The sequence below is a fragment of the Pseudomonas sp. GNP014 genome, assembly GCF_054344005.1.
Map to the genome: position 1 here is coordinate 5,832,617 of NZ_JBTGUS010000001.1, position 22,596 is coordinate 5,855,212.

Annotated in this window: 19 protein-coding genes; 8 read left to right on the plus strand and 11 right to left on the minus strand. The window is 57.7% G+C overall.

The annotated features are described in order from the left end of the window. Positions 1-136: 136 nt before the first annotated feature. The 7 genes from ACXX9E_RS26245 to ACXX9E_RS26275 form a co-directional block, all read right to left on the minus strand. On the minus strand, positions 137-4,660 hold the full coding sequence (locus ACXX9E_RS26245; RefSeq protein ID WP_458556422.1) for a beta strand repeat-containing protein: 4,524 nt from the start codon (positions 4,658-4,660) through the stop codon (positions 137-139). A 263-nt stretch (positions 4,661-4,923) separates the two neighbouring features. Beyond that, positions 4,924-6,237: a flagellar hook protein FlgE gene (gene flgE / locus ACXX9E_RS26250; RefSeq protein ID WP_128614136.1), complete on the minus strand. Its 1,314-nt coding sequence runs from the start codon at positions 6,235-6,237 to the stop codon at positions 4,924-4,926. A gap of 30 nt (positions 6,238-6,267) precedes the next feature. Next, entirely contained in the window at positions 6,268-6,987 is a 720-nt protein-coding gene (gene flgD, locus ACXX9E_RS26255) for a flagellar hook assembly protein FlgD (protein ID WP_123466952.1), read from the minus strand. A 15-nt stretch (positions 6,988-7,002) separates the two neighbouring features. Further along, entirely contained in the window at positions 7,003-7,446 is a 444-nt protein-coding gene (flgC, locus tag ACXX9E_RS26260; RefSeq protein ID WP_003227217.1) for a flagellar basal body rod protein FlgC, read from the minus strand. Positions 7,447-7,449: 3 nt separating this feature from the next. Further along, entirely contained in the window at positions 7,450-7,860 is a 411-nt protein-coding gene (gene flgB, locus ACXX9E_RS26265) for a flagellar basal body rod protein FlgB (protein ID WP_123466954.1), read from the minus strand. 373 nt (positions 7,861-8,233) lie between these two features. Continuing rightward, on the minus strand, positions 8,234-9,061 hold the full coding sequence (gene cheR / locus ACXX9E_RS26270) for a protein-glutamate O-methyltransferase CheR (protein WP_007963053.1): 828 nt from the start codon (positions 9,059-9,061) through the stop codon (positions 8,234-8,236). Positions 9,062-9,107: 46 nt separating this feature from the next. Next, complete coding sequence (locus ACXX9E_RS26275) at positions 9,108-10,040, minus strand: chemotaxis protein CheV (RefSeq protein WP_041074300.1); 933 nt, start codon at positions 10,038-10,040, stop codon at positions 9,108-9,110. An 82-nt stretch (positions 10,041-10,122) separates the two neighbouring features. On the opposite strand from ACXX9E_RS26275, the gene flgA reads away from it, so the two are divergent. The 4 genes from flgA (at position 10,123) to ACXX9E_RS26295 (ending at position 12,726) form a co-directional block, all read left to right on the plus strand. Further along, entirely contained in the window at positions 10,123-10,884 is a 762-nt protein-coding gene (gene flgA / locus ACXX9E_RS26280) for a flagellar basal body P-ring formation chaperone FlgA (protein ID WP_123466957.1), read from the plus strand. 160 nt (positions 10,885-11,044) lie between these two features. Beyond that, complete coding sequence (gene flgM, locus ACXX9E_RS26285) at positions 11,045-11,371, plus strand: flagellar biosynthesis anti-sigma factor FlgM (protein WP_123466959.1); 327 nt, start codon at positions 11,045-11,047, stop codon at positions 11,369-11,371. 48 nt (positions 11,372-11,419) lie between these two features. Further along, entirely contained in the window at positions 11,420-11,887 is a 468-nt protein-coding gene (locus ACXX9E_RS26290) for a flagella synthesis protein FlgN (RefSeq protein ID WP_123466961.1), read from the plus strand. A gap of 92 nt (positions 11,888-11,979) precedes the next feature. Continuing rightward, positions 11,980-12,726, plus strand: coding sequence for a flagellar brake protein (locus ACXX9E_RS26295; RefSeq protein WP_123466963.1), 747 nt, complete (start codon positions 11,980-11,982; stop codon positions 12,724-12,726). A gap of 237 nt (positions 12,727-12,963) precedes the next feature. Here ACXX9E_RS26295 and ACXX9E_RS26300 read toward each other — a convergent pair whose 3' ends face one another. From ACXX9E_RS26300 to ACXX9E_RS26315, 4 genes are all read right to left on the minus strand, one after another. Continuing rightward, positions 12,964-14,340, minus strand: coding sequence for an MFS transporter (locus ACXX9E_RS26300; RefSeq protein ID WP_458556423.1), 1,377 nt, complete (start codon positions 14,338-14,340; stop codon positions 12,964-12,966). 69 nt (positions 14,341-14,409) lie between these two features. After that, positions 14,410-15,651: a glutamine synthetase family protein gene (locus ACXX9E_RS26305; RefSeq protein WP_458556618.1), complete on the minus strand. Its 1,242-nt coding sequence runs from the start codon at positions 15,649-15,651 to the stop codon at positions 14,410-14,412. Positions 15,652-15,851: 200 nt separating this feature from the next. After that, complete coding sequence (locus ACXX9E_RS26310; RefSeq protein ID WP_123466969.1) at positions 15,852-16,544, minus strand: sensor histidine kinase; 693 nt, start codon at positions 16,542-16,544, stop codon at positions 15,852-15,854. Next, complete coding sequence (locus ACXX9E_RS26315; protein ID WP_123466971.1) at positions 16,541-18,145, minus strand: tetratricopeptide repeat-containing response regulator; 1,605 nt, start codon at positions 18,143-18,145, stop codon at positions 16,541-16,543. Before ACXX9E_RS26315 ends, ACXX9E_RS26310 begins: the two co-directional genes overlap by 4 nt. A gap of 210 nt (positions 18,146-18,355) precedes the next feature. On the opposite strand from ACXX9E_RS26315, the gene ACXX9E_RS26320 reads away from it, so the two are divergent. The 4 genes from ACXX9E_RS26320 (at position 18,356) to ACXX9E_RS26335 (ending at position 22,589) form a co-directional block, all read left to right on the plus strand. Then, complete coding sequence (locus ACXX9E_RS26320) at positions 18,356-19,732, plus strand: lysozyme inhibitor LprI family protein (protein WP_458556424.1); 1,377 nt, start codon at positions 18,356-18,358, stop codon at positions 19,730-19,732. A 1,193-nt stretch (positions 19,733-20,925) separates the two neighbouring features. Continuing rightward, entirely contained in the window at positions 20,926-21,615 is a 690-nt protein-coding gene (locus tag ACXX9E_RS26325) for a hypothetical protein (protein WP_458556425.1), read from the plus strand. A gap of 1 nt (position 21,616) precedes the next feature. Then, complete coding sequence (locus ACXX9E_RS26330) at positions 21,617-22,027, plus strand: hypothetical protein (protein ID WP_458556426.1); 411 nt, start codon at positions 21,617-21,619, stop codon at positions 22,025-22,027. Positions 22,028-22,112: 85 nt separating this feature from the next. After that, complete coding sequence (locus tag ACXX9E_RS26335; protein ID WP_458556427.1) at positions 22,113-22,589, plus strand: hypothetical protein; 477 nt, start codon at positions 22,113-22,115, stop codon at positions 22,587-22,589. The last annotated feature ends 7 nt before the right edge of the window (positions 22,590-22,596 follow it).

The window sequence follows — 22,596 nt, forward strand, 5'->3', positions numbered from 1 at the left end:
CTGGTTTGTCGGGGGTTTTCTTTTGCACCTGCGCCAGCTCCCACGGGAGACTGGCAGACCGGAAAAAGCCGGGGGCAAAAAAAACGGCGAAACCTGAAGTTCAGGTTTCGCCGCCAGTTGTTTCTACAGTGCTGCGTCAGACCATAAACGACTCAGCCATTGCCTGCCCTACCACCGGAATGGTGAAGGTATCGCCATTGCTGGTGACAAAGGTATCAATGGTGTTGGAACCGGCATACCAGTCTGCGAGGATCACCGCATTATTCTGCTTGCCGGCGTTCCACTCCACCGCGTTGAAGATGTAGGCATTGGTGCCATCGGTCTTGATGATCACATCGGCGTACGACTTGATGTTCTGCAACTCGACCTTGTCATTGCCATAGAGCCCGTCATCCTTGATCAAGACCGTGGTCGACGAATTCACTTTGTAAGTGTCACCACCCTCGCCGCCGTAGGCATAACCGCCGGCAGACAGGATCAAGGTGTCAGCACCGGCGCCACCAAACAGCTGATACTCCGAGCCGACACCTTCCAGGATATCGTTGCCCTCGTCACCGTAGGCGGTGCCTGCATAGACGGTGACCTGGTCGTTACCGGCATCACCGTGCAAGACACTGCCGATATCGTTGTTCGCGCTGAATAGGGTGTCGTTACCGTTACCCCCAAACAATTGATCGGCCTCGGCAGCGCCGCTGCGATCAGGACCGTTGATGGAGTAAGGCTCATACTTGCCACCGTAAATCGCGTCGTCGCCATCGCCGCCATAGACCAGGTCGTTGCCTTCCCCCCCATAGATCTGGTTCCAGGTGGCGTTGCCTGTCAGGGTGTCGTTGAACGCGGAGCCATGCAGCCCTTCGATATTGACCAGGACATCACCGGTGGCATCACCGCCGGTGGCAGTGTTGGCCAGCAGATCGACCTGTACCGCCGCCGAACTGCCCGTGTACCAGGCGGCATCGGAGGTGCCGGCACCGCCGTCGATGAAGTCGGCGCCCTTGCCACCGATAAACGTCTCGGAACCGGCGCCGCCGATCAACGTATCGTTGAAAGCCGTGCCTTCCCAGTTTTCGATATTGGTGTAGGTGTCGCCAGCCGCCGCGCCGGTCAGTGGCTTGGTGAGATCCAGCGTGATAGCTGAACCTTCCAAGGCGAAGCTCACGGTGTCGCGAGCGTTGCCGCCATCAAAGTTGTTGACCTGTTCGTTACCGTAGAACGTGTCATCACGTGACGAACCGAGGAACCTCTCGATGTTCTGGAAGCTGTCGCCCTTGGCAATCCCGGTGTGCTCACCGGTCTTGAGGTTGATCGTCACACCGCCTGCGCCGGCGTCGTCATAGCTGACCGTATCGAAGCCATCGCCACCGATGAAGGTATCGGCACCCTCGCCCCCCGACAAAATGTCGTTACCCGCCCCGCCCGTGATCACGTTATCCAGCGCATTCCCCCGAGAGATGAACGCGCCGGTTCCGGTGTAGGTCAATCGCTCGATACCGGCATTGAGGATGTAGTACGACTGATTGGTGCGCACTTCATCATTGCCGCCATCGGCCAGTTCGACGATCGCGCCGTAGGCCGCATTATTGAGGATGTAGACATCATCGCCACTGCCGCCCTGCACGGTAAAACCGGTCGAGTTGGTAGTGGCGGTGAAGACATCGTTGTAGGCCGAGCCGATGATTTTCTCGATGCCGACAAAGCTGTCACCCTCGGCGTCACCGCCCGTCCCCACGCCCGATCCTGCGCCGGCCGCACCCAGTGTCAGGTTTACGCCCTGGCCGGATTGCGAGTAATCCAGCACGTCTACGGCGGTGCCGGTACCTGCGTCAATCCTGTCTGCGCCGGCACCGGCGATGAACGTGTCACCGTACTGCGTGCCGCGAATCATTTCGATACCGACGTAAGTGTCGCCGGCGGCGATGCCGGTGTGCACACCAGTCTTGAAGTTGAAGGTGATCGCCGCGTTGCTGTCGTCATAGCCGACGGTGTCGGTGCCAGCCCCTCCGATAAACGTGTCGGCGCCACCGCCACCGTACAAATTGTCGTTGCCCGCGCCGCCGGTGATGATGTTGTTACCGGCGTTGCCGGCACCGGTAAAGTTACCGGTGCCGGTGTAGGTCAGGCGCTCGACTTCGGCGCTCAACGTCATGCTCGACAGCGAAGTACGTACCTCATCGTTACCACCCCCGGCCACCTCGATAATGACCGGCGAAGCGTTGCCGTTGATGATGTAGACGTCATTACCCGCCCCGCCCTGCAATGTGAAGCCGCCGGTGCTCGAGCTGAATACGTCGTCGTAGGCAGAACCGATGATCTTCTCGATGCCGGAGAACGAATCCCCTTCGGCATCGCCGCCGGTGCCGGTGCCAGCACCGGATGCCAGGGTCAGATTGATCCCGGCAGCCGATTGCGAGTAGTCCACCACGTCGACGTTATCGGTCGTGACAGCGCCGCCTTCAAACTTGTCGGCAGCGCTGCCGGCAATAAATGTGTCGCTGAATTTGGAGCCGCGAATCACTTCAATGCCGTTGAAGGTATCGCCAGTGGCGATGCCGGTGTGGGCACCGGTTTTAAGGTTGATCGTCACGCCCACAGAAGAATCGTCATAGCTGACGGTATCGTTACCGGCGCCACCGATGAATGCGTCTGCACCCGCGCCCCCCATCAATACGTCGTTGCCGACGCCACCGGTGATGATGTTGTTACCGGCATTGCCGGTACCGGTGAAGTTGCCGGCACCGGTGTAGGTCAGGCGCTCGACTTCGGCGCTCAACGTCATGTTCGTCAGCGAAGTACGCACCTCATCGTCACCCCCTCCGGCGAGCTCGACGATTGTTTGATAGGCAGGACCGTTGATCACGTACAGGTCGTTACCCGCCCCACCCTGCAACGTGAAGGTCCCGGCACCGGTGGTGAACACATCGTCCTGTGCCGATCCGACGACTTTCTCGATATTGGTGAAGGTATCGCCCTGGGCATCGCCGCCCTGCCCGCTGCCTGTGCCGAGCGTGGTCAGGGTGATGTTGACGGCTTGTGTCGAGGTCGAATAATCGACCGTGTCGACACCCCCGGCAATGCCGCCATCAAAGATGTTGGCTTCAACGCCGCTGACGAAGGTGTCGGCGTTTTTGCTGCCCACAATGATCTCGATGCCCGAGAACGTATCGCCCGCAGCGAAACCGGTGTTAACGCCGGTTTTCAGATTGACGGTCACGCCAGTGGCGAGGCTGTCCTCGTAGCTGGCCGTGTCGATGCCGGCGCCACCGATCAGTTGGTCGGCCCCCGCCCCGCCGATCAGCAGGTCGTTGCCTGCACCGCCGGTAATGATGTTGTCGCCGGCGCTGCCGCGACCGGTGAAGTTACCGGTACCGGTGTAGGTCAGGCGCTCGACTTCGTTGCCCATGGTCAGGCTGGTCAGGTTGGTGCGAATCTCGTCGTCACCGCCTCCCGCCAGTTCGATAACCCCGCCCGTACCCGGACCATTGATGATGTAGACGTCGTTACCGGCCCCCCCGTAAAAGGTGGTGCTGCCGGCGGTCACGGTGAACACGTCAGCCTGGGCCGAGCCGTAGAAAGCTTCTATGTTGCTGAAGGCATCCCCTTGCGCATCGCCACCGCTGCCGGTGCCGGCTGAGTTCGCCACCGTCAGATTGACGCCCTGTTCCGAGCCGGCAAAGCTCAATGTGTCGAAACCATTGCCGCCCTCAAAGGTGGTTGCCGCAGCATCGCTGACAAAATTGTCGGCGTAGCTGGAACCGCGAATCACCTCGATGCTGCTGAACGTGTCGCCTGTGGCAATGCCGGTATGCACGCCGGTCTTGAGGTTGACCGTCACACCGACGCCCGAAACGATATCTTCATAACTGGCCGTGTCGATGCCCGCGCCGCCAATCAACTGATCGGCCCCGGCGCCCCCGATGAGCACGTCGTTGCCCGCGCCGCCGGTAATGATGTTGTCCCCGGCATTGCCACGCCCGGTGAAGTTACCGGTACCGGTAAAGGTCAGGCGCTCGATCTCGCCGCTCATCCCCATGCCGGCCTGGTTGGTACGAATCTCGTCGTCGCCGCCTCCAGCCAGTTCACCAATAGCCATGGAATCTTTGCCATTGAGGATATACACATCGTTACCGGCGCCGCCGTAGAGCGTCACGCTGCCGGAGTTCACGGTAAACACGTCGGCATTGGCAGAGCCGGTGATGACCTCGATGTTGCTGAACAGGTCGCCTTGGGCGTCCCCTCCCAGACCGCTTCCGGTGGTGCCATTGACGGTAATGTTCACGGCCTGCTCGGACGTGGCGTAGCTCAGAGTGTCATAACCACCGGCACCGTCGAAAGTATTGGCCTCGGCATTACCGACGAAGTTATCGCTGTACACCGTGCCCCGGAAGGCTTCGATCCCGACGAACGTATCGCCCTTGGCCAGACCGGTGTTGACGCCAGTCTTCAGATTGACGGTGACGCCCACCCCCGAATTGTCATCCTCATAACTGGCCGTATCGATGCCGGCACCGCCAATCAGTTGGTCGGCACCCGCGCCGCCGATCAGTACGTCATTGCCATCGCCACCATTGATGATGTCGTCACCGGCAAGCCCGCGTATCTGATCGTCTCCTGCAGTACCCATCAAAGTATCTGCACCATCAGAACCATAAATTACAGCCATTACATCTTCCTTGTGTGGGTTGGAAACTACGGTGAAACCTTGTGCGAAAGCTTCCTGAATTCCTTGTTGCCGAACGATGTCCTGGCTCAATGAAGCAAATCATATGAAGTTTTGACGCGTAACTTTCTTTGGGCGTGCGGAGTGCAAGTTTCAAACCAACAACCCGACGAACGGTGGGTTATTGAAATTTTGAATTTCCCCAGGGTAAAAAAAAACCGACGCCCAAGGCGTCGGTTTTCAGTGGCAGAGCGGTTTCGACACAATCAGGTCATCTGAATGATGGTCTGCATGATGGTGCTCTGGGTCGAAATGGTCTTGGCGTTCGCCTGATAGTTGCTCTGGGCCTTGATCAGGTCCACCAGCTCATTGGTCAGGTTCACGTTCGACTCTTCCAGCGAGTTCGACACGATCGACCCCAGGGTGCCGGTCTTCGGCGCATCAACACCCGCCACACCCGAGGCAAAGGTTTCCTTCCAGCGAGTACCGCCAATCGGCTGCAGGCCTTGCTCGTTGGCGAAGCTCGCCACGGCTACCTGACCGATCGCCTTGGTCTGCTGGTTGCTGAAGTTGGCGGTCATCACACCGGTCGAGTCGATGGTCAGGCTGGAAATCTGGCCAGTCGCATAACCGTCCTGGTACTGCGCCGTACGCGCGGTCGGCGAGTTGAAGGAGGTGGTCAACGACATGTTGAACGCGATACCGGTCGGGTTAGCCTTGGAACCGTTCGGCCCCCAGGTCACAGGCGTGGTCGCCGGGTTGGTCACGACACCTGGTACCCAACCGGTCATGGTCAGGGTGTTGCCGGCCTGGGTCCAGCCAGCACCTGCCGTCACGGTATTGATGGTGCCGTCAGAGTTGAAGGTGATGTTGTGGGTCAGCGGCGTCAGGGTGTTGTTGGCCGGGTCCGATGGCGTACGACCATCCATGTAGGTGTAAACGCTCCACGCATTGGTACCCGTTTTCACGTAGTACTGATCCATGCGGTGCTCGTTACCCTGAGTGTCAAAGACCGGCGTGGAAATCAGCTTGTTATAGCTGTTCAGATCGGTGGGACTGAACGGCGCCACGGTAGGTTTGACGTCCTCCGAGTTCAGGTTCATGGTCTGGTCGATCTTGGTGGTCGCGTTCGGCTTGAGGGACGAGGTGTCGATCTTCAGGTCGGTCAGCACACCGGTCATGATCTTGCCGTTGGCATCGACGCCATAACCCTGCAGACGGTTGCCGTTGTTGTCGACCACGTAGTTTTCAGCATCGGTCTTGAACGCACCGGCACGGGTGTAGCTCAGGGAACCGTTGTCGCTGAGGATGAAGAAACCGTTGCCCTGGATGCCCATGTCCAGCACGTTGCCGGTGTTGTTCACGTCACCCTGGCCAAACTGCTGGGAAACGTTGGCCAGACGCACGCCGTTACCGACGGTCTTGCTGCCGGTGCCCAGGCGGGTGGCCGAGTACACGTCTTCGAATTCTGCACGGGACGCCTTGAAACCGGTGGTGGCCACGTTGGCGATGTTGTTGCCGGTGACGTCCAGTTGCTTGTTGGCAGCATAGAGACCGCTAAGGCCGATATTGAAAGACATATTCCACTCCTTTGTGCCGGTTAGTCGGCTCTATATACCAATGGTTTGTACTTTGGACAGCGCGACGCTGCCCAGGCCCGCCAGGTTCAGCATCAACTCACCGCCGGTCTGGCTGATGGTCACGCTGTTGACGGTGGCCGGCAGATACGTGATCAGCGAGGTGGCCTTGCCGTCGTAAGTGGCGCTGGCAGTGAACGTGTAAGTGCCCGCGGCCGCGACCGCACCGGACGCGTCCTTGCCGTCCCAGATGAAACTGGCGTTGCCGGCCTTCTGGGTGCCCATGTCGATGGTGCGCACGACTTTGCCGTCGGTATCCTTGATGGTGACCGAGACAGCGCCGGACGCCGGGACCACCACAGAGCCATTGAAGCTCTTGCTGGTGTCGACCACGGCCTTGTCGGTCTGAGCGATGACCGAGCGACCGACCAGCGACGACGCCTGCAGGGCCTGCGAGGAGTTGTAGTTGCCGGCGATGCCACTGACGGTGGTGTTCAGCGTGGTGATGCCTTCCAGGCTGCTGAACTGCGCCAGTTGCGCGACGAACTCGCTGTTGTCCTGCGGATCGAGCGGGTTCTGGTTTTTCAGCTGGGTGACCAGCAGTTGCAGAAACGCATCTTTGCCCAGGGCCTGCTTGCCGGTGGCGCTATTGGTGGCTGCAGCCAGGCCGCCAGTGGTCGTCCCGGTCTTGACCGAAGAATTGGACAGGACGTCCTTGATATTCACGCCGCTGGTGGAATCGGAAACACTCATGGCAGTCGCCCCTTATTACTGACCGAGGGTCAGTACCTTCTGCATCATGGTTTTGGCGGTGTTCATCATTTCGGCGTTGGTCTGGAACGAACGGCTCGCGGAAATCATGTCAGCCATTTCTTCCACCACGTTGACGTTTGGGTAGTAGACGTAGCCCTTGGCGTCGGCGGCCGGATGGTTCGGCTCGTAACGCGCTTCGAGGTTGCTCTGGTCTTCGACCACACCAAGCACCTGCACGCCTTGACCGGCAGCGTCCTGACTCTGGAACAGCGAGTTGCTGCCGCTGTTCTGGCCGCCCTGGAACATGGTGGCGAACACCGGGTGACGGGCGCGGTAGGTCTGGTCGATGCTCGACGAAACGGTTTCGGCGTTGGCGATGTTCGAGGCCACGGTGTTCAGACGCGTGGTTTGTGCGCTCATGCCGCTGCCGGCAATGTTGAAAACGCTGGACAGGGACATGGATTACTCTCCGCGCAGGGCTGACACCAGCCCTTTGAATTTGCTGTTGAGCAGGGTGAAGCTGGCCTGGAAGCCGACCGCGTTTTCCGCGTAGTTCGACTGCTCCAGTTGAGCGTCCACGGTGTTCTGGTCGATCGAAGGCTGCATCGGCGTGCGATACATCAGCGATTCGTCGCCATTGCCCAGACCTTCGGCCTCGATGTGACGGCTGTTGGTCATGTTCAGGGCAAACGTGCCACCGCTTTTGGTTTTCTCGGTCTGTGCTTCGAGCACTTTGGAGAAGTCCAGATCCCGCGCCTTGTAGTTCGGGGTGTCGGCGTTGGCGATGTTGTTGGCCAACACTTCGGCACGCTGGGCGCGGAAGCCCAATGCTTGTTCGTGAATGCCGAGCGCTTTGTCGAAGCTGATGCTCATGTCGGGAACCTTCAGGTGACCGGTTTTTCGTACCTGAGCTTTAGCAAGGGCCGTGCCAAACAGAAGAACCCCCGTAAACCGGGGCCTGGCGGGGGATCGGCAATGCGGCAATGCCAGAAAAGCGGCAACCGGTTTCCGCCGGATGCCGCTTTTCTGCCGCTTGCCCCCCCTCTCTCACCCACCAATGTCCTCTGCAGGAGTGAGCCAGCTCGCAATAGCCGTGTGTCAGGCGCCGATGATGTTGGATGTATTACCGCTATCGCGAGCAGGCTCACTTCTACAGGGGGTTTGGGGTGAATTGAGACTGAATGCCAGGCACAAAAAAACGGGAGGCCTTTTAGGGCCTCCCGTTTTTTTGTGTTGCCGCAGCCAATCACTTCGCCTGGTAAATGATCCCCGGGCTGCACTGGACCATCTGGTAATGATCCGGCAAACCGTTCAGCGCTTCGGAAGCGCCAAGGAACAGATACCCGCCCGGTTTCAGCGTGCTGTGAATGCGCAACAGGATGTCTTTCTTCACCTCGGCGGAGAAGTAGATCAGCACGTTGCGGCAGAACACGATGTCGAACTTGCCCAGACTGGCGTAGCTGTCGAGCAGGTTGAACGAACGGAATTCCACCCGGTTCTTGATCGGCGCCTTGATCACCCAGCGCCCCGGCCCTTTCGGGTCGAAGTAACGCTGCAGACGGTCGGCGGACAAGCCGCGACCGATCGCCAGGCTGTCGTACTCGCCGGTCTTGCAGTTGGTCAGCATGCTGCCGGACAAATCCGTGGCAACGATCTGCACGCCCATCTTCAACTGGCCGAGGTTGCTGCGCTCGAACTCGTCGATCGACATCGACAGCGAATACGGTTCCTGACCCGACGAGCACGCCGCCGACCAGATCCGCAGACGCTGGTTGGGGCTGGCCTTGATCGCCTCGGGCAGCACCTTGTTCTTCAAGACTTCAAACGGATAGGTGTCACGAAACCACAGGGTTTCGTTGGTCGTCATGGCATCGACCACCTGCTCGCGCAAACCGCTGCGCGGCTGGGTCTGGATGCGCTGAACCAGCTCACCCAGGGATTTGATGCCTTGCTGCTCCATCAGTTTGTTGAGACGGCTCGAGACCAGGTACTGCTTGTTTTCACCGAGCAAAATGCCACAGGCTTTTTCCAGGAAGACCCGGAACTGTTCGAAATCCAAATTACCCGTAGACAATGATGCCGCCTCTTAAATCGTGTTGACCGCCAGGGGCAAAGCGCCCCTAGCTGATATCTGCTGCTTTGATCCGGTCGACTACCCGGGATGCCAGGTCATCAGGACGGAATTTGGCCAGGAAGTCATCGGCACCGACTTTCTTGACCATCGCCTGATTGAATACCCCCGACAACGAAGTATGCAGGATGATATGAAGCTTTTGCATGCGTGGATCGCTGCGGATTTCCGCCGTCAGGGTGTACCCGTCCATCTCCGGCATCTCGATGTCGGAAATCATCATCAGGAACTCTTCTTCCGGCTTCTTGCCCTCGTCGACCAGCTTGCGCAGATAGTCCAGCGCCTGCTTGCCGTCGTTCAGCGCCACCACTTCGACGCCGACCGTCTGCAGGCAACGCGTGACCTGCTTGCGCGCCACCGACGAGTCATCGACCGTCAGCACGCGCAGCGACAACGCCTTGCTCTGGGTTTCGACGTCGACCACACCCACCGAAATCGCTTCCGGTGTCGGCGCCACTTCCGCCAGCACTTTCTCGACGTCGATGATTTCGACTAACTGATTGTCCACTCGAGTCACAGCGGTCAGGTAGTGATCGCGACCCGTGCCCTTGGGTGGCGGATGGATCTCTTCCCAGTTCATGTTGACGATGCGCTCCACCGAGCGAACCAGGAAACCCTGGGTCTTGGTGTTGTACTCCGTAATGATCACGAACGGACTGTTCTTGTCTTTCAACGCCCCGGAACCGGTCGCCATTGCCAGATCGAGGATCGGAATGGTTGCCCCCCGGATATTCGCCACCCCGCACACGACAGGACTGGACTTGGGCATCAACGTCAGCGACGGGCATTGCAGCACTTCCCGCACCTTGAACACGTTGATTCCGTAGAGCTGCTGACCGTCGAGACGGAACAACAACAGCTCCAGGCGATTCTGCCCTACCAGTTGCGTGCGCTGGTTTACCGAATCCATTACACCAGCCATGCCCAGACTCCTACACCAACGCCAAGTGTTGTTGCGACGCACATTCATTGCTAAACGGCACGGCGCTTGCTTTTTAACTCGTATGAACGCTCAAACGACATTTTTCCGACGCCTGACATCTTCCCTTCGCAGAGGGCTTTGCGCGGTGTCCGCCGTTTGCTTCTTTTTCGCTGGCAGCCCTGCCATTGCTGATGCGGTTACCTTGCCTGACATGCTTATCGGCGTCACTCAGGGCTTTCTTGAGTTCACCGTAGAAGACTATCTGGCTACCAGTCAAACGGAAGGCCGCTACGAAATCGAAGTAAACCAGCTCGACCCCCGCATGCACATGCCTATGTGCGACAAGGAATTGACAGCCAGCCTGGAGAGTCCGGCACGTCCGTTGGGCCGGGTAACGGTAAAGGTTCGCTGTGAAGGCACCTCGCCCTGGACCGTGTTCGTGCCCGCTCAAGTCCGCCTGTTTCGCGAGATTGTGACCACCACTCGACCGCTCAAACGCGCCGGCATTATCGAGCCGCGGGACGTGACCTTGCGCGAGCGCGACGTCAGCCTGATCAATCAGGGTTTTCTGACGTCCGTAGACGAAGCGATCGGGCAGAAATTGACCCGACCAACGGTCGCCGATCAGGTGATTACCCAGGTGCATCTGGAACAGGCAGAAGTCATTCGCAAGGGCGATCAAGTGGTCATCATCGCCCGCAGCGGTACGCTGGCTGTGCGAATGCCGGGCGAAGCCCTGTCCAACGGCGGCTTGAAGGAGCAGATCCGGGTGAAAAACCTCAACTCCCAGCGGGTCATCAAGGCGCAGGTCATCGCGCCCGGCCAAGTGGAAGTGGCCATGTGAACCACTGAGCAGAAAACTGGCGCCGACCTCGCCGCTTCCCTAAACTGTGCCGCAGCAGGACACGCGCCGGTACATGAGGCTCATTGCCAAATGGGCCTAAAGTTTTCCAGGGGATGGCCGAAAACATGGCAAGCGTCCAAATTCCCAGAGGTTTTTTATCATGGTCATCGATTTCAGCCGTTTGAACAGCTCCTCGTCACTTACAGGCAGTACGCGTACCAGCGCGCCGAAGGAAACCGTTGAAAACGGCACTTCCGCACCGCTGAATACCCCGGCCGAATCGGCCAGTACCGCAAAAAGCGGGGAATCGGTACACCTCAGCAATGAGGCTCAACAGTTGCAGAAGGTCACTGACAAGCTGCGCGATCAGCCTGCTGTCGACAAAGCCCGTGTGGCCGAGTTGAAAGCCGCGATTGCCGATGGCAGCTATAAAGTCGACAGCAACCGTGTAGCCAGCAAACTGCTCAACTTCGAAGCCCAGCGCTAGGCCACCGCCAGCGCGAGGCTTTTGGACGCTTAGAAACCAAGGCCAGCCATGCACGACACTAATTTATTGCAACTGATCATCGACGACTTTGCTCCAGCTCAACAATTGCTGGAGTTGCTGCAAAACGAGTCCCTCGCCTTGCACGGTCGCGACATGCCACTGCTGGAAGAAATTCTGGCGCGCAAACAGGCATTGATCATTCTGCTCGAACAGCATGGCCGCAAGCGCAGCGAAATCCTCGCCAGCCTCAACCTGCCGACCAATCGGCAGGGTCTTGAGCAATTGGCCAGCCAGTCGAGCATCGGCGACCAATTGCTCAGTCAAAGTGATGTCCTCACCGATCTCATTGCCCAATGCCAGGCGGCCAACGTCAACAATGGCCAATCGATCCTGGTCCAGCAGGCTGCCACAGCCAATCAGCTGAAGATCCTCACCGGTGGCGAGCCGCCAGCGCTCTACGACGCCAGCGGAACCTTCGCCAAGCCCGTCAAGCCGCGTACGTTCAGCCAGGCGTGAGCCATTCGATGGGCCCGCACTATCAACACGTGAAGCATGCTGGCAAAATGCCGGCTAGTCATCGTCAAATTTTGTCTGGAGATTGAGAAAACGTGCCAAACGCCCTAAGCGCGGATGATGCTCCGCAGCCACCAAAGGTGCTGACCACGCCCCTGGAAATCTCCAGCAACCTGCGCCAACTGCAAGAGAGTCATGATCCACTGATCATCACCTTCCATGAACGCAGCCAGCGCTTCCAGAGTTATTTGATCAAGGTTGACCGCGACAGCGCCTCGATCGCCCTAGACGAGATGATCCCGCGCGATGGCGAACGCTTCCTGCTGGCCGGCGAGCCGTTCAAGGTCGAAGGCTTTCACGAAGGCGTGCGCATTGCCTGGGAATGCACCGGCAGGCTGAACATCGAAGAGTCCGATGGCGACCGTTTCTACACTGGCGACTTGCCCACCGAAGTGGTTTACCACCAGCGCCGCAATGCCTTTCGCGCAGCTCTGAAACTGACCGATCTGGTCAGCGTCGAACTGGGCGGCGAGAAGCTCAAGGCGCCAATCAACGGCAAATTGCTGGATATCTCCGCGACCGGCTGCAAGCTGCGTTTCGAAGGTGACATCACTGACCGCCTGCAACTGGGCCAGGTCTACGACCGGCTGATCGCTCCGCCGCTGTTCGGCAACCAGCCGACCTCCGTCGAACTGCGCTATCTGCACTTCGAAGAAAAACTCAACATCACCTTCGCCGGCCTGCGCTTCCACAACATCAGTGGCCCGGCGGCACGTAATGTCGAGCGCTTCGTGTACCAGTTGCAGCGTGAGGCACGGCGTTTCGATAAAGACGACCTCTGAGTCGAACGCACAATGAAAAAGGGCAGTCCTTGGCGGGACTGCCCTTTTTTTTGCGCTGAATGAATGCTCGGCAGGACATTCTGTGGCGAGGGGGATTTATCCCCGCCCGACTGAGCAGCAGGCTTAAGACCATTCAGCGCAGAGCGTCATAAAGATGTGATTGCCGGGTTTCAGGGCCGCTTCGCAGCCCAACGGGGATAAATCCCCTCGCCACGGATTTCCATCCCAGCTCAACTGTCAGGGCCTGGCACCACTGATGTCCGGAGCAGGTTTATCGCTGGCGTCATCCGGGCTTGCAACGGGCTCAGACTCAGGTTCTTTGTCCGGCTCAGTCTCAGGCTCAGGCGTCACCGTCGTCTGCATCTGCTCCTGCACCACCTGCTCATCCACCCGCGGGTCAAGCGCGGCGACCAATGGCGAGCTGGACATGCTGTCCGGCATCGCCACGTGATGCAGCGGCGCGTCGTCGACCTGGTGCAGATTGGTCACCGCTTTCGGACGAATGCGCCACACCAGCACCAGCGCAAAGAAGCTGAAGAACGCATACAGACTTTGGCTGCCGAACAGTTTCATCAGCACACCCGCCAGCAGCGGGCCGATACTTGCGCCGACCCCGTAGGTCACCAGCAGCATCGCCGTCAGCGACACCCGACGATCACCTTCGACGTGGTCATTGGAGAACGCCACGGCCAGCGGATAAAGGCAGAACTGCACCAGCGAACAGAGGAAGCCGACCACGAACAGCACCTCCAGCGGCACCTGCGGCAGGATCGCCAACGGCAATGCCGCCACCGCGAGAAACCCGGCAAAGCAACGAATCAGCAGCGCCCGGTCATAGCGGTCGGACAACCAGCCCAACGGCCACTGCACCAGCAGCCCGGCGAAAATGCAGCTACCCATGAACAGACCGACCTGCTCGGTCGACAGCCCCTGCTGCGAGGCATACAGCGGCGCCAGACCGTAGAACGAACCGATGATCAGACCGGCCCCCAGCACCGTGCTCAACGACTGCGGCACGCGCTTGATAAAGAAGCGCGGTTCCATCGGCGCCGGATGCAGCGGCGCCGGGTGAATTCGCCGAGTCAGCGCCACCGGGACCAGACACAGGGCGAAACACAGCGCGACCAGCATCAACAGTTCCAGGCCCAGGCCTGGGTGCATGACCAGAATCAGTTGCCCCAGCACCAGCCCCAGATAGGACGCGATCATGTAACCGCTGAATACCAGGCCACGCTGGTTGGCGTCGGCCTGCTCATTGAGCCAGCTCTCGATCACCATGTACTGGCACATCATGCCGAGGCCGACGATGGTCCGCAGCACCAGCCACGCCGGCAGCCAGTCGACCAGACCATGCCCGAGCACCGCCGCGCCGACGATCCCGGCACACGCCGAGTACGCGCGGATATGCCCGACCCGGGCGATCAAGCGGTGACCGATCTTGCCGCCCAGCACCAGGCCAAAATAGTTGGCCGCCATCAGCGCACCAACCCACAGTCCGTCGACATGGTCAGCGGCCAGGCGCAACGCCAGATAAGTAGATAGAAGGCCCGAGCCGATCAACATCATCAGCGAGGCGAAATACAGCGCTCGAAAGGATTTCCAGATTTGGCGCATCGGCGTTCCGAGCGGCTCCTTGCAGTAAAGACCGGACTATCAAAACGATAGCCCGGTGGCGACAGTACGTCAGGCCTGGGCTGCTAGAACACGCCGTTCCCAGGGAGTGATTTCGTCAAAGAAACTGGTCAACTCCATGGTCTTCGAAGCGATGTAGCCTTCGATGAACTCTTGTCCGAACAGTTCCCTCGCCAATTGGCTACGTTTCAGACGCTCGAGTGCGGCATGCAAGGTACACGGCAGCGAAAGATTGTCCGGCACCTCGAACTCGCCCTGAATCGCTTCGGTCGGTTCGAGTTCATGCTCGATGCCATGCAAACCGGCGGCCAGACTGGCGGCGATGGCCAGATAGGGGTTGGCGTCGGCCCCCGGCAACCGGTTTTCGACCCGACGAGCGACCGGCGAACTGGCCGGAATCCGCAGCCCTGCGGCGCGGTTATCGTGGGACCAGCAAGCGTTATTCGGTGACGCAAACGGGTGGCACAGGCGCTGATAGGAGTTCACATTCGGTGCAAACAGCGCCGTGAAATCCGCCATGCCCGCCTGCTGCCCGCCGATGAAATGGCGGAACATTGCGGTCGGCTGGCCGCTCTCGTCGCTGAACACATTCTTGCCGGTGGCGATCGCGACGAGGCTCTGGTGAATGTGCATCGAACTGCCCGGCGTGTGCGCCAGCGGCTTGGCCATGCACACCACACTCAGGCCGTGCTTGAGCGCGACTTCCTTGAGCAGGTGCTTGAACAGGAACGTCTGGTCGGCCAGCAACAGCGGATCACCGTGCAGCAGATTGATCTCGAACTGGCTGACACCCATCTCATGCATAAAGGTATCGCGCGGCAGACCGAGGGCCGCCATGCATTTATAGACTTCGCTGAAGAACGGCCGCAGACCGTTATTGGAACTGACGCTGAACGCCGACTGGCCATCCTCGCGACGCCCGTCGAGGCCAACCGGCGGACGGAACGGCTGGGTTGGATCGGTGTTCGGCGCGAAGACAAAGAATTCCAGTTCGGTCGCTACGACCGGTGCCAGACCGCGAGCGGCGTAACGAGCGATAACTTTCTTGAGTTGACCACGAGTCGACAGATTGGAGCTTTCGCCACTCAGTTCATCGGCATCGCAGATGGCCAGGGCACGCGGCTCGTCGCTCCATGGCAGGGGATGGATCATGCTCGGCTCGGCCACCAGCGCCAGGTCGCCGTCATCACTGCCGTAAAACCGCGCCGGTGGATAACCGCCCATGATGCATTGCAACAGCACTCCCCGCGCCATCTGCAAACGCCGCCCTTCGAGGAAACCCTCGGCGGTCATCACCTTGCCTCGCGGCACGCCATTCAAATCCGGCGTGACGCACTCAATCTCATCAATGCCGGTCAGTCGCTGCGCGAGTGAACGCTGGCCATCGGTTGTCATGACGCAATCCTTGTTATTGTGCGAGCCGCGAACGGCGACCCGTACAAAATAGGCTCCGGCTGTTCGGAATATCAAGCAGCGTCAAACAAAAATCCGGGTCACGGCAGATAAAGGCTGAACACCCCGCCACCCAACGGCCCGCCGTTGCTGATTTCGGTATGCCCGACCACGCCATTGCGCTGATGCAAAGCAGCAATGCGGTTAGCGAAATACAGGCCCAGGCCGGTGCTGCCGCTGCCGTGATTGATGCCCTGCACGTAATCGGCCTGGCGCTCGAGCATCTCGGCAGGGTAACCGTCGCCGTCATCGTTGATGCTCAACACCAGTTGCCCGGCCTCGTCGCTGACGGTAATCAACAGCGACTCGCGGGCATAACGAATGGCGTTGTTGATGCAGTTGCCCAACACTGACGCCACCAATTCGCGATCGAAGAACCCCAGCGGGCTCAGCGGATCGACTTCATAAGTGGCGATAATGCCGCGACTGGCGAACACCTCTTGATGCGCCGCCAGTTGCGCCTCGATGAAATCATCCAGCTCGTGATACGCCGGTTGCAGCGGCATCTGGTTGACGCCGAGCTTATACAGCCCGAGCAACTGCACCAGCATGCCGTTGAGGTGGGCGAACTCGAAGTCGATCACGCCCTGCTCTGCCCCGCTGCGCTGCGCTTGAGGCAAGCGCGCCAGCCATTGGCTGTGGGCCTGCATCAGCATCGCCAGCGAGTTCTTCATGTCGTGAACGGTGGAGGCAATCACCGTGGAAAAATCCAGCGCCTGCTCGTCTTGGTTCATTCGCCAAACGCCTTGCTTTTCAGCTTCTGATAACGCGCATAACGCGCGTCGGTGTCGGGCATCAGGCCGACCATTTTCAGGCAGGCCCGACATTCTTCCAGCTCCGCCGACGGCACATTGGTGTCGGTGCCGTGCAGCAGCGACTGGGCCATGTTCAGCGCGATACTGATGTTCTTCGGTTGCATCTTCAGCGCCTTGCGGAACACCTCGCGGGCCTCCACCAGGTTGCCGGTCTTGTACACACGCACGCCCTGACGGTTGAGGTCAGCGGCGGCGTTGCTCGAACTGAGGATAGTCGGGTCGTCGGTGAGCTTGGCGATGTCTTTCATCACCGCCGGATCATCACCATAGATTTCCGCGCAGCTCTTGAGCATCGACGTGCCGGCTTCGGCCTGACCGAGCATCTGCAGTTGCTTGGCGACCAGCAGCGCCGCTTCAGGACTCATGAACTGCTCCATGCCGTCCAGACGCATCAGCGCTTGCTCGGTGAGCTTGTCAGCGGTTTCCGCGTCGTTGAGCAACAGGCTGGTGGCCTTCATCAGGCGCGCGCGAATCTGCAGGCCAGGGTCGGTCGGGTTCTCCTTGGCCACCGCGCTGAGGGTGGTGTTGATCTCCAGCCGCGTGCGGGTGTCGAGACCGCGCTCGCTGCCCTTGCTGATCAATGCATGGGCCAGACCAAGGTTGCTTTCCGGATCCTTGAACCGCGACTGCGCGCCCTGCGCCACCGCTTGCCGATAAGCGCGCGAGGCGGTGTCGAAGTCTTCGTTGGCCATTGCCAGTTTGCCGAGCAGCGCTTGCCGACGCACCGCCAGCGGCGACAACCGGATCGCCTCTTCCAGCACCCGCTGCGCGCCCTTGGTATCGCCTTCGGCGACCAGCACATCGGCCATGCCGTCGTACAACGCCGGCATCATCGGAAACACTTTCAGCGCTTTCTCATAGACGCCCTTGGCCTGCGCCACCTGCCCGCGCTTGAACAGCAACTTGCCCAACCCGGCAAACGCCCACGGCAACGGCCGGTCGGCAATGATGCCGTCGTAAAGGCGCTCAAGGGCTTCGTTCTGGTTCATGTCGCGCAATGCATCGGCGCGATAACGCAGGCACAGCGGCGAATAGCGGATGTCCTGCTTGCACAGCGCAATACAGGCATTGAGCACCTCGACCGGCTTACCGCGATCGAGGGCTTGCAGAATCGGTTTGAGCAACGTCTTGCGCTGCTCCAGACGTTCCAGGCGCTGCGCCAGGCCGGAACGGTTGAACGGTTTGGTCAGGTACGCATCCGGCTCATGCTCCAGGGCACTGAGCACCATCGCCTGACTGGTCTCGGCCGTCACCATGACAAACACCGCTTCATGGCTGATGAGCTTTTCCGACATCAGGTCTTCGAGCACCTGCTGGCCGTTCTTCTTGCCGTCGCCGAGATGGAAATCCTGCAGGATGAAATCGTAGGACTTCTGCGCACACATCTTCAGTGCCTGCTCGCCGGTATCGGCGGTGTCCACATCCTTGACCCCCAGCTCACGCAGCATCGAACGCACGGAACTGCGGAAATCCGAGAAATCATCGACGATCAGAAAACTCTTTTGGTGATACGACAGCATCGAGGATTTCCAGGCAATTGAAGTGAGGGCAATTTCAGGCGCGCAGATGATAGCTGCCGGCCAAATGCTATCAAGCGATTTCACGCGACTTTTAAGTCACCGAGTGGGTTATCGGCCACAAGTGACGTTCCCTGAAGCGGACACTTCAAGATTCCTCGTACAGCGATTACCCTGCGCGCCGGCTTACCTTTCCACTACAAGGTTTATCTCGTGTACATCAAAGGACGTTACATCGTGTCCGCCTGTGCGCTGCTGTTTATCCAGCAAGCGATGGCGGCTGGAATGGATTGTGCGAAAGCTTCGAATACCGTCGAAAAGACGATTTGCGCGAATAAAGGGTTGTATGACCTGGATGCGCAGATGGGGATGCTCTATCGGCAACTGATGACCACCTCTGCGCAAGCCCAACCGGACCTGAAGCAAACGCAGCGTAGCTGGTTGAAAACACGCAATGAGTGCGCCGACGAGGTTACCTGCCTGGATTTGCGCTATCGCGAGCGCCTGCAACTTTTGCAAACGCAGTGGACACAGTCCGCCGCCCATCAACCGGATGGTGTTGATAAACAGGTCTTGGATGACCTCCAAAACAGTATTCGGGCCGCGAGCAAAACTGATCCGCAATTTGCCCTGGAACGGACACTCGCCTCACTGTCATTGAAAAGCCCTGGGACCACGTTTTCCGCCGACCCGGACGCCGATCAATTCTCAGACAAAACGCACTTCCCCAAGACTCGGCCCAAAGGCGTTTCCCAAGACGAATGGAAGGCCTTGAGCACCACCGAGTTCGACGCTGATACGGCCCTGGGCCGGACCATGTTTACCCTGATTGACCTTGACGGTGACCGGCAACGTGACCTGATAGTCGAGACCTACACGGGCGGCACCGGCCTGTACACGTTCGTCGAGACCTTTCGCCGTGAGGGCGACAAGTTCAACCGCAGAACCCCGGCGTCCGACGGCGAATCCATTGGCGGTTCGCTCTACTCTACCAACGACCGCGGCGCCAACCAGTCGGTCAACTGGGTCAATATTGGTGGCAAGGTTTACGCGGCTTATCGCGCCGGCGCGTACGGAGTTGATCGGGTGTATTTGCTCAACCCCCTGCAAATCAACCACGAAGTGCCCATCATCGAGGTTCGCTACGACTACCGACTTAGCGTTCCCCGGACTCAGCACAATGAGGACGGCAAGACGACATTCAAACTGGAGCCAGCTCTGCATCAGTCACTCAACCAAGCATTGACTCATGTAACTGAAAGTCAGACTCAGGCCAGCGAGCAGAGAACACCGATCTGCCCGATTCCACCAACGGCCACCGATACTGAGGGGTATTACAGCTATGGAGCCGGCTATTATGCCATCGAGTCGGTCGCTGACTTCCCGGTGTTCATCGGCAAGGAGTGTTTTATCGGCCGGATGAACAATTGGTTCGGCGCCTACAGCGAGAAGGACGGATTATTTGCGCAAATGACCGTGCGCAAGCCAGACCCGGAAGACGGCGGACGTACCTACGAGGTCAAAGGACGTCGTCAGCTGAGCGGGGTCAGCACCTCGATTGGCAAGTTCGAGGAGAACGGCGACAACTAGCCGAATGATCTCAATCTCAGCGAGTGCTGGTAATCACAGCACTCATGTATTGATTCAAGTCGCGCAGGTCTTGAATCTTCACTACGCCCCTCCATATGTCATGCGGGGTAATCCTCCCAGCCAGGCCCTCCGTAAGGAGTTTTATCCAGCTCGGGAAAATCCGTGGTCCACTCCCCCCAATCCATGTACTCATAGTACTTAGTCATCGCTTCGAAACGGCTTGCCGCTTCGACTTCCCAAACCAGCTTCGACCCCGGCTCAAGCAGTGCACGTGATTCATCGCCGTGAGGCCCCGAGGGACAAAACAACTGCAAGCCATCGGGCTCAAGCCATAATTCATGATTCAAAGTTCGTCCTCATGTCTTAATGAGCCTTTGGCTGGGATTCACAACAGCGTGAGTCTTCAGCAAGGCCCGGAGGTGGCGTGTCAGTGGTCGGTTCAAATATCGTGGGATGGTCGATGTGGTCGGTAGCAACGACAGGACAACAGTCGATTTTTTTCTGACGGCAGCATGAACTGGATATCTGATCGCGGCGCAACAAGCCTCAGATCTTGCCTCTAAAGCGTTCACGCTTTTTACCACGTCGAGAACAACACAGTGTGTTGAAGCCTACACACTGTGTTTCCCCCATCAAAATTAAGCGACGAGTTAATTACGCTTCAGCACTTCAGTCTTTTTTGGGCGGCTGCTTAGAAAGGGTCTTCTCGGTTCCGCGCTTTGCCTGTGGCGCAACTTTAATTTTCCCTGCGGCTGGCGTTGCAGAGACTACCGTGCCGACGTTTGAACTCCATGGCTTCCTCACTTTTAGATGATTTACTGCCATTCATATGTCGTTCGAAGACTAGCTCACTCCCATTAATCCGCAAGAATCATCAAACAAAATGGCCCGGCTGATCATCTGCCAATTGGCAGTGGCACAAAAATGGAAGTCGCGTGTTAGAGGTTGAATCCTTGAACTTTATTCTCGGCAAGTATATGCCGGACTACATTTGGTTCGTCTTGTACATTTCTTTGCTAGCCACACAATCAAGAAGCCGTCGATGACCTGGCTTGCAAAGCAAACGTTCATAGCTACGCTTTAGCAGCAGGCACGCCTATATGGCTTGTCTGCTGAGATTCTAAAGACTTGGTTTGCGGCTTACGCCGGTTACGGCATATCAAGGGTCGCTCGGCCATTCAAGAGGCTCTGATATGTCCGCCACTGATCAAGACGCCGCTGTAGAACCCGCCACAGCGCCTGTCTCCGTCCAAACACCCGCCACTGTCTCTGGGGCTCCCCCAGTAAATGACGAAGTCGTTGATAAGCGAATGCACATTTTTCACTGGCCTGCATGGCAAGCGGGCATGTGGAAAGGCGTAGGCATCGCCCTTGGCATCGCCGGCCTTCTGCTAATCGGGTTAGTCGCCACCTCCATCTGGAGAACGACCTCCATCATTGATGCGAATAGTGGTGATGACCTGGCTTTCACTTTTTCCGGACTAGGGTTAATCAACAATACGCTCCTGCGACTGTTGGCGATGCTGATTGGTGCAGGAATTATATTCGGTGGCCTGGCCGTGTCCTTCTTTTCGAGCAGTGACTCAAATCGAATTTCACTTCATGCGCTGCCCGTTGCTGGTGAGTCATTTAAAGCTATGGTGGCCACCCATACCCCAGGTATTGTGGGTATTTTCATGGGCGGCATTATCATTATCGCCGCGCTGTTTGCTCGTTCTACAAATAACTACACGGCCCCTGATCGTGTAGAAATTACTTCAGGAAGCACGCAATCAACAGAAGCACAGACTAGCTCACCGCCACCTATTCTATTACCAAAATCCTCTGAATTACGAAAACAATACAACGATTCTTTGAAAAAAGAACAAGCTGGGAAGCCTTGAAATGAAAGCGATTAATCTAATGCTTGCGCTATGGCTTGGTCTTCTTTCATTCACAGCAATGGCCGAGAATGGAGATAATCAGGAGTGCACCGCTGCAGAGGAGGCTGCCCAAGAAGCCTATGACAAAACTGCTGACGCCTATAATTCAGGAAATAAGTTTCAAACCAATAGGTACAGCCAATCATTTTTTGAGATTTACGAACGCAACAAAAACTGTCCATTCATTAAAGAATTAGCTGACAAGCTAAACAGCAAAGGAATAACCAAGACATCCATAACGTCTCAGAATAATGTTGATTTAAGGAATATGCTTAATAGCTGCCCTCCACCATGCACAATTAAGAAAACTACAGGTGGAGGTGGTACTCGCACAGGAATGGGCACTCGTGGCGAATTAGAAGATATTCGTTAATGCGAGCGTTAAACACGCCATTCGAAAACATGATCGACCATGGAGTAACACCAGCCGACAAAACAGTTTATAGAGAACCCTAAAAATGAGAACAAACAGACTGATAATTGTCTTATGCATTGAACTTCTATCATTTGTAACAATTGCCAAGGCCGGTGATGGCCTGGAATGTTCTTCTGCAGAGGAGTTTGGTCAAAAAGCTTATGATAGAACTGCTACTGCCTATAACTCAGGTGATACAAATACAGCCATTATGTATAGCAAGGCATTCTGGGATATTTATGAAAGCAATGGGAGCTGCATTTTCTTAAAAAATCTTGCCAGCAGGCTCAATAGCATAGGAATAACCAATTCATCGGTTGTGTCCTGCCCACAGTCAAATAAGATCCCTTTAGGGATTGCTGCGCTATCTAACGACTGCAAACCCACCCCACCAAAAATTAAAACCAAGACTATGTCAGAATCAGGTGGAGGTGGCTTTTATAGAGGAATTATAATATTTGATAACATAGACCAACGCCATCACGGAATTGATAAATTTGGCCAAATAGTTGACCCATGATTTAAAA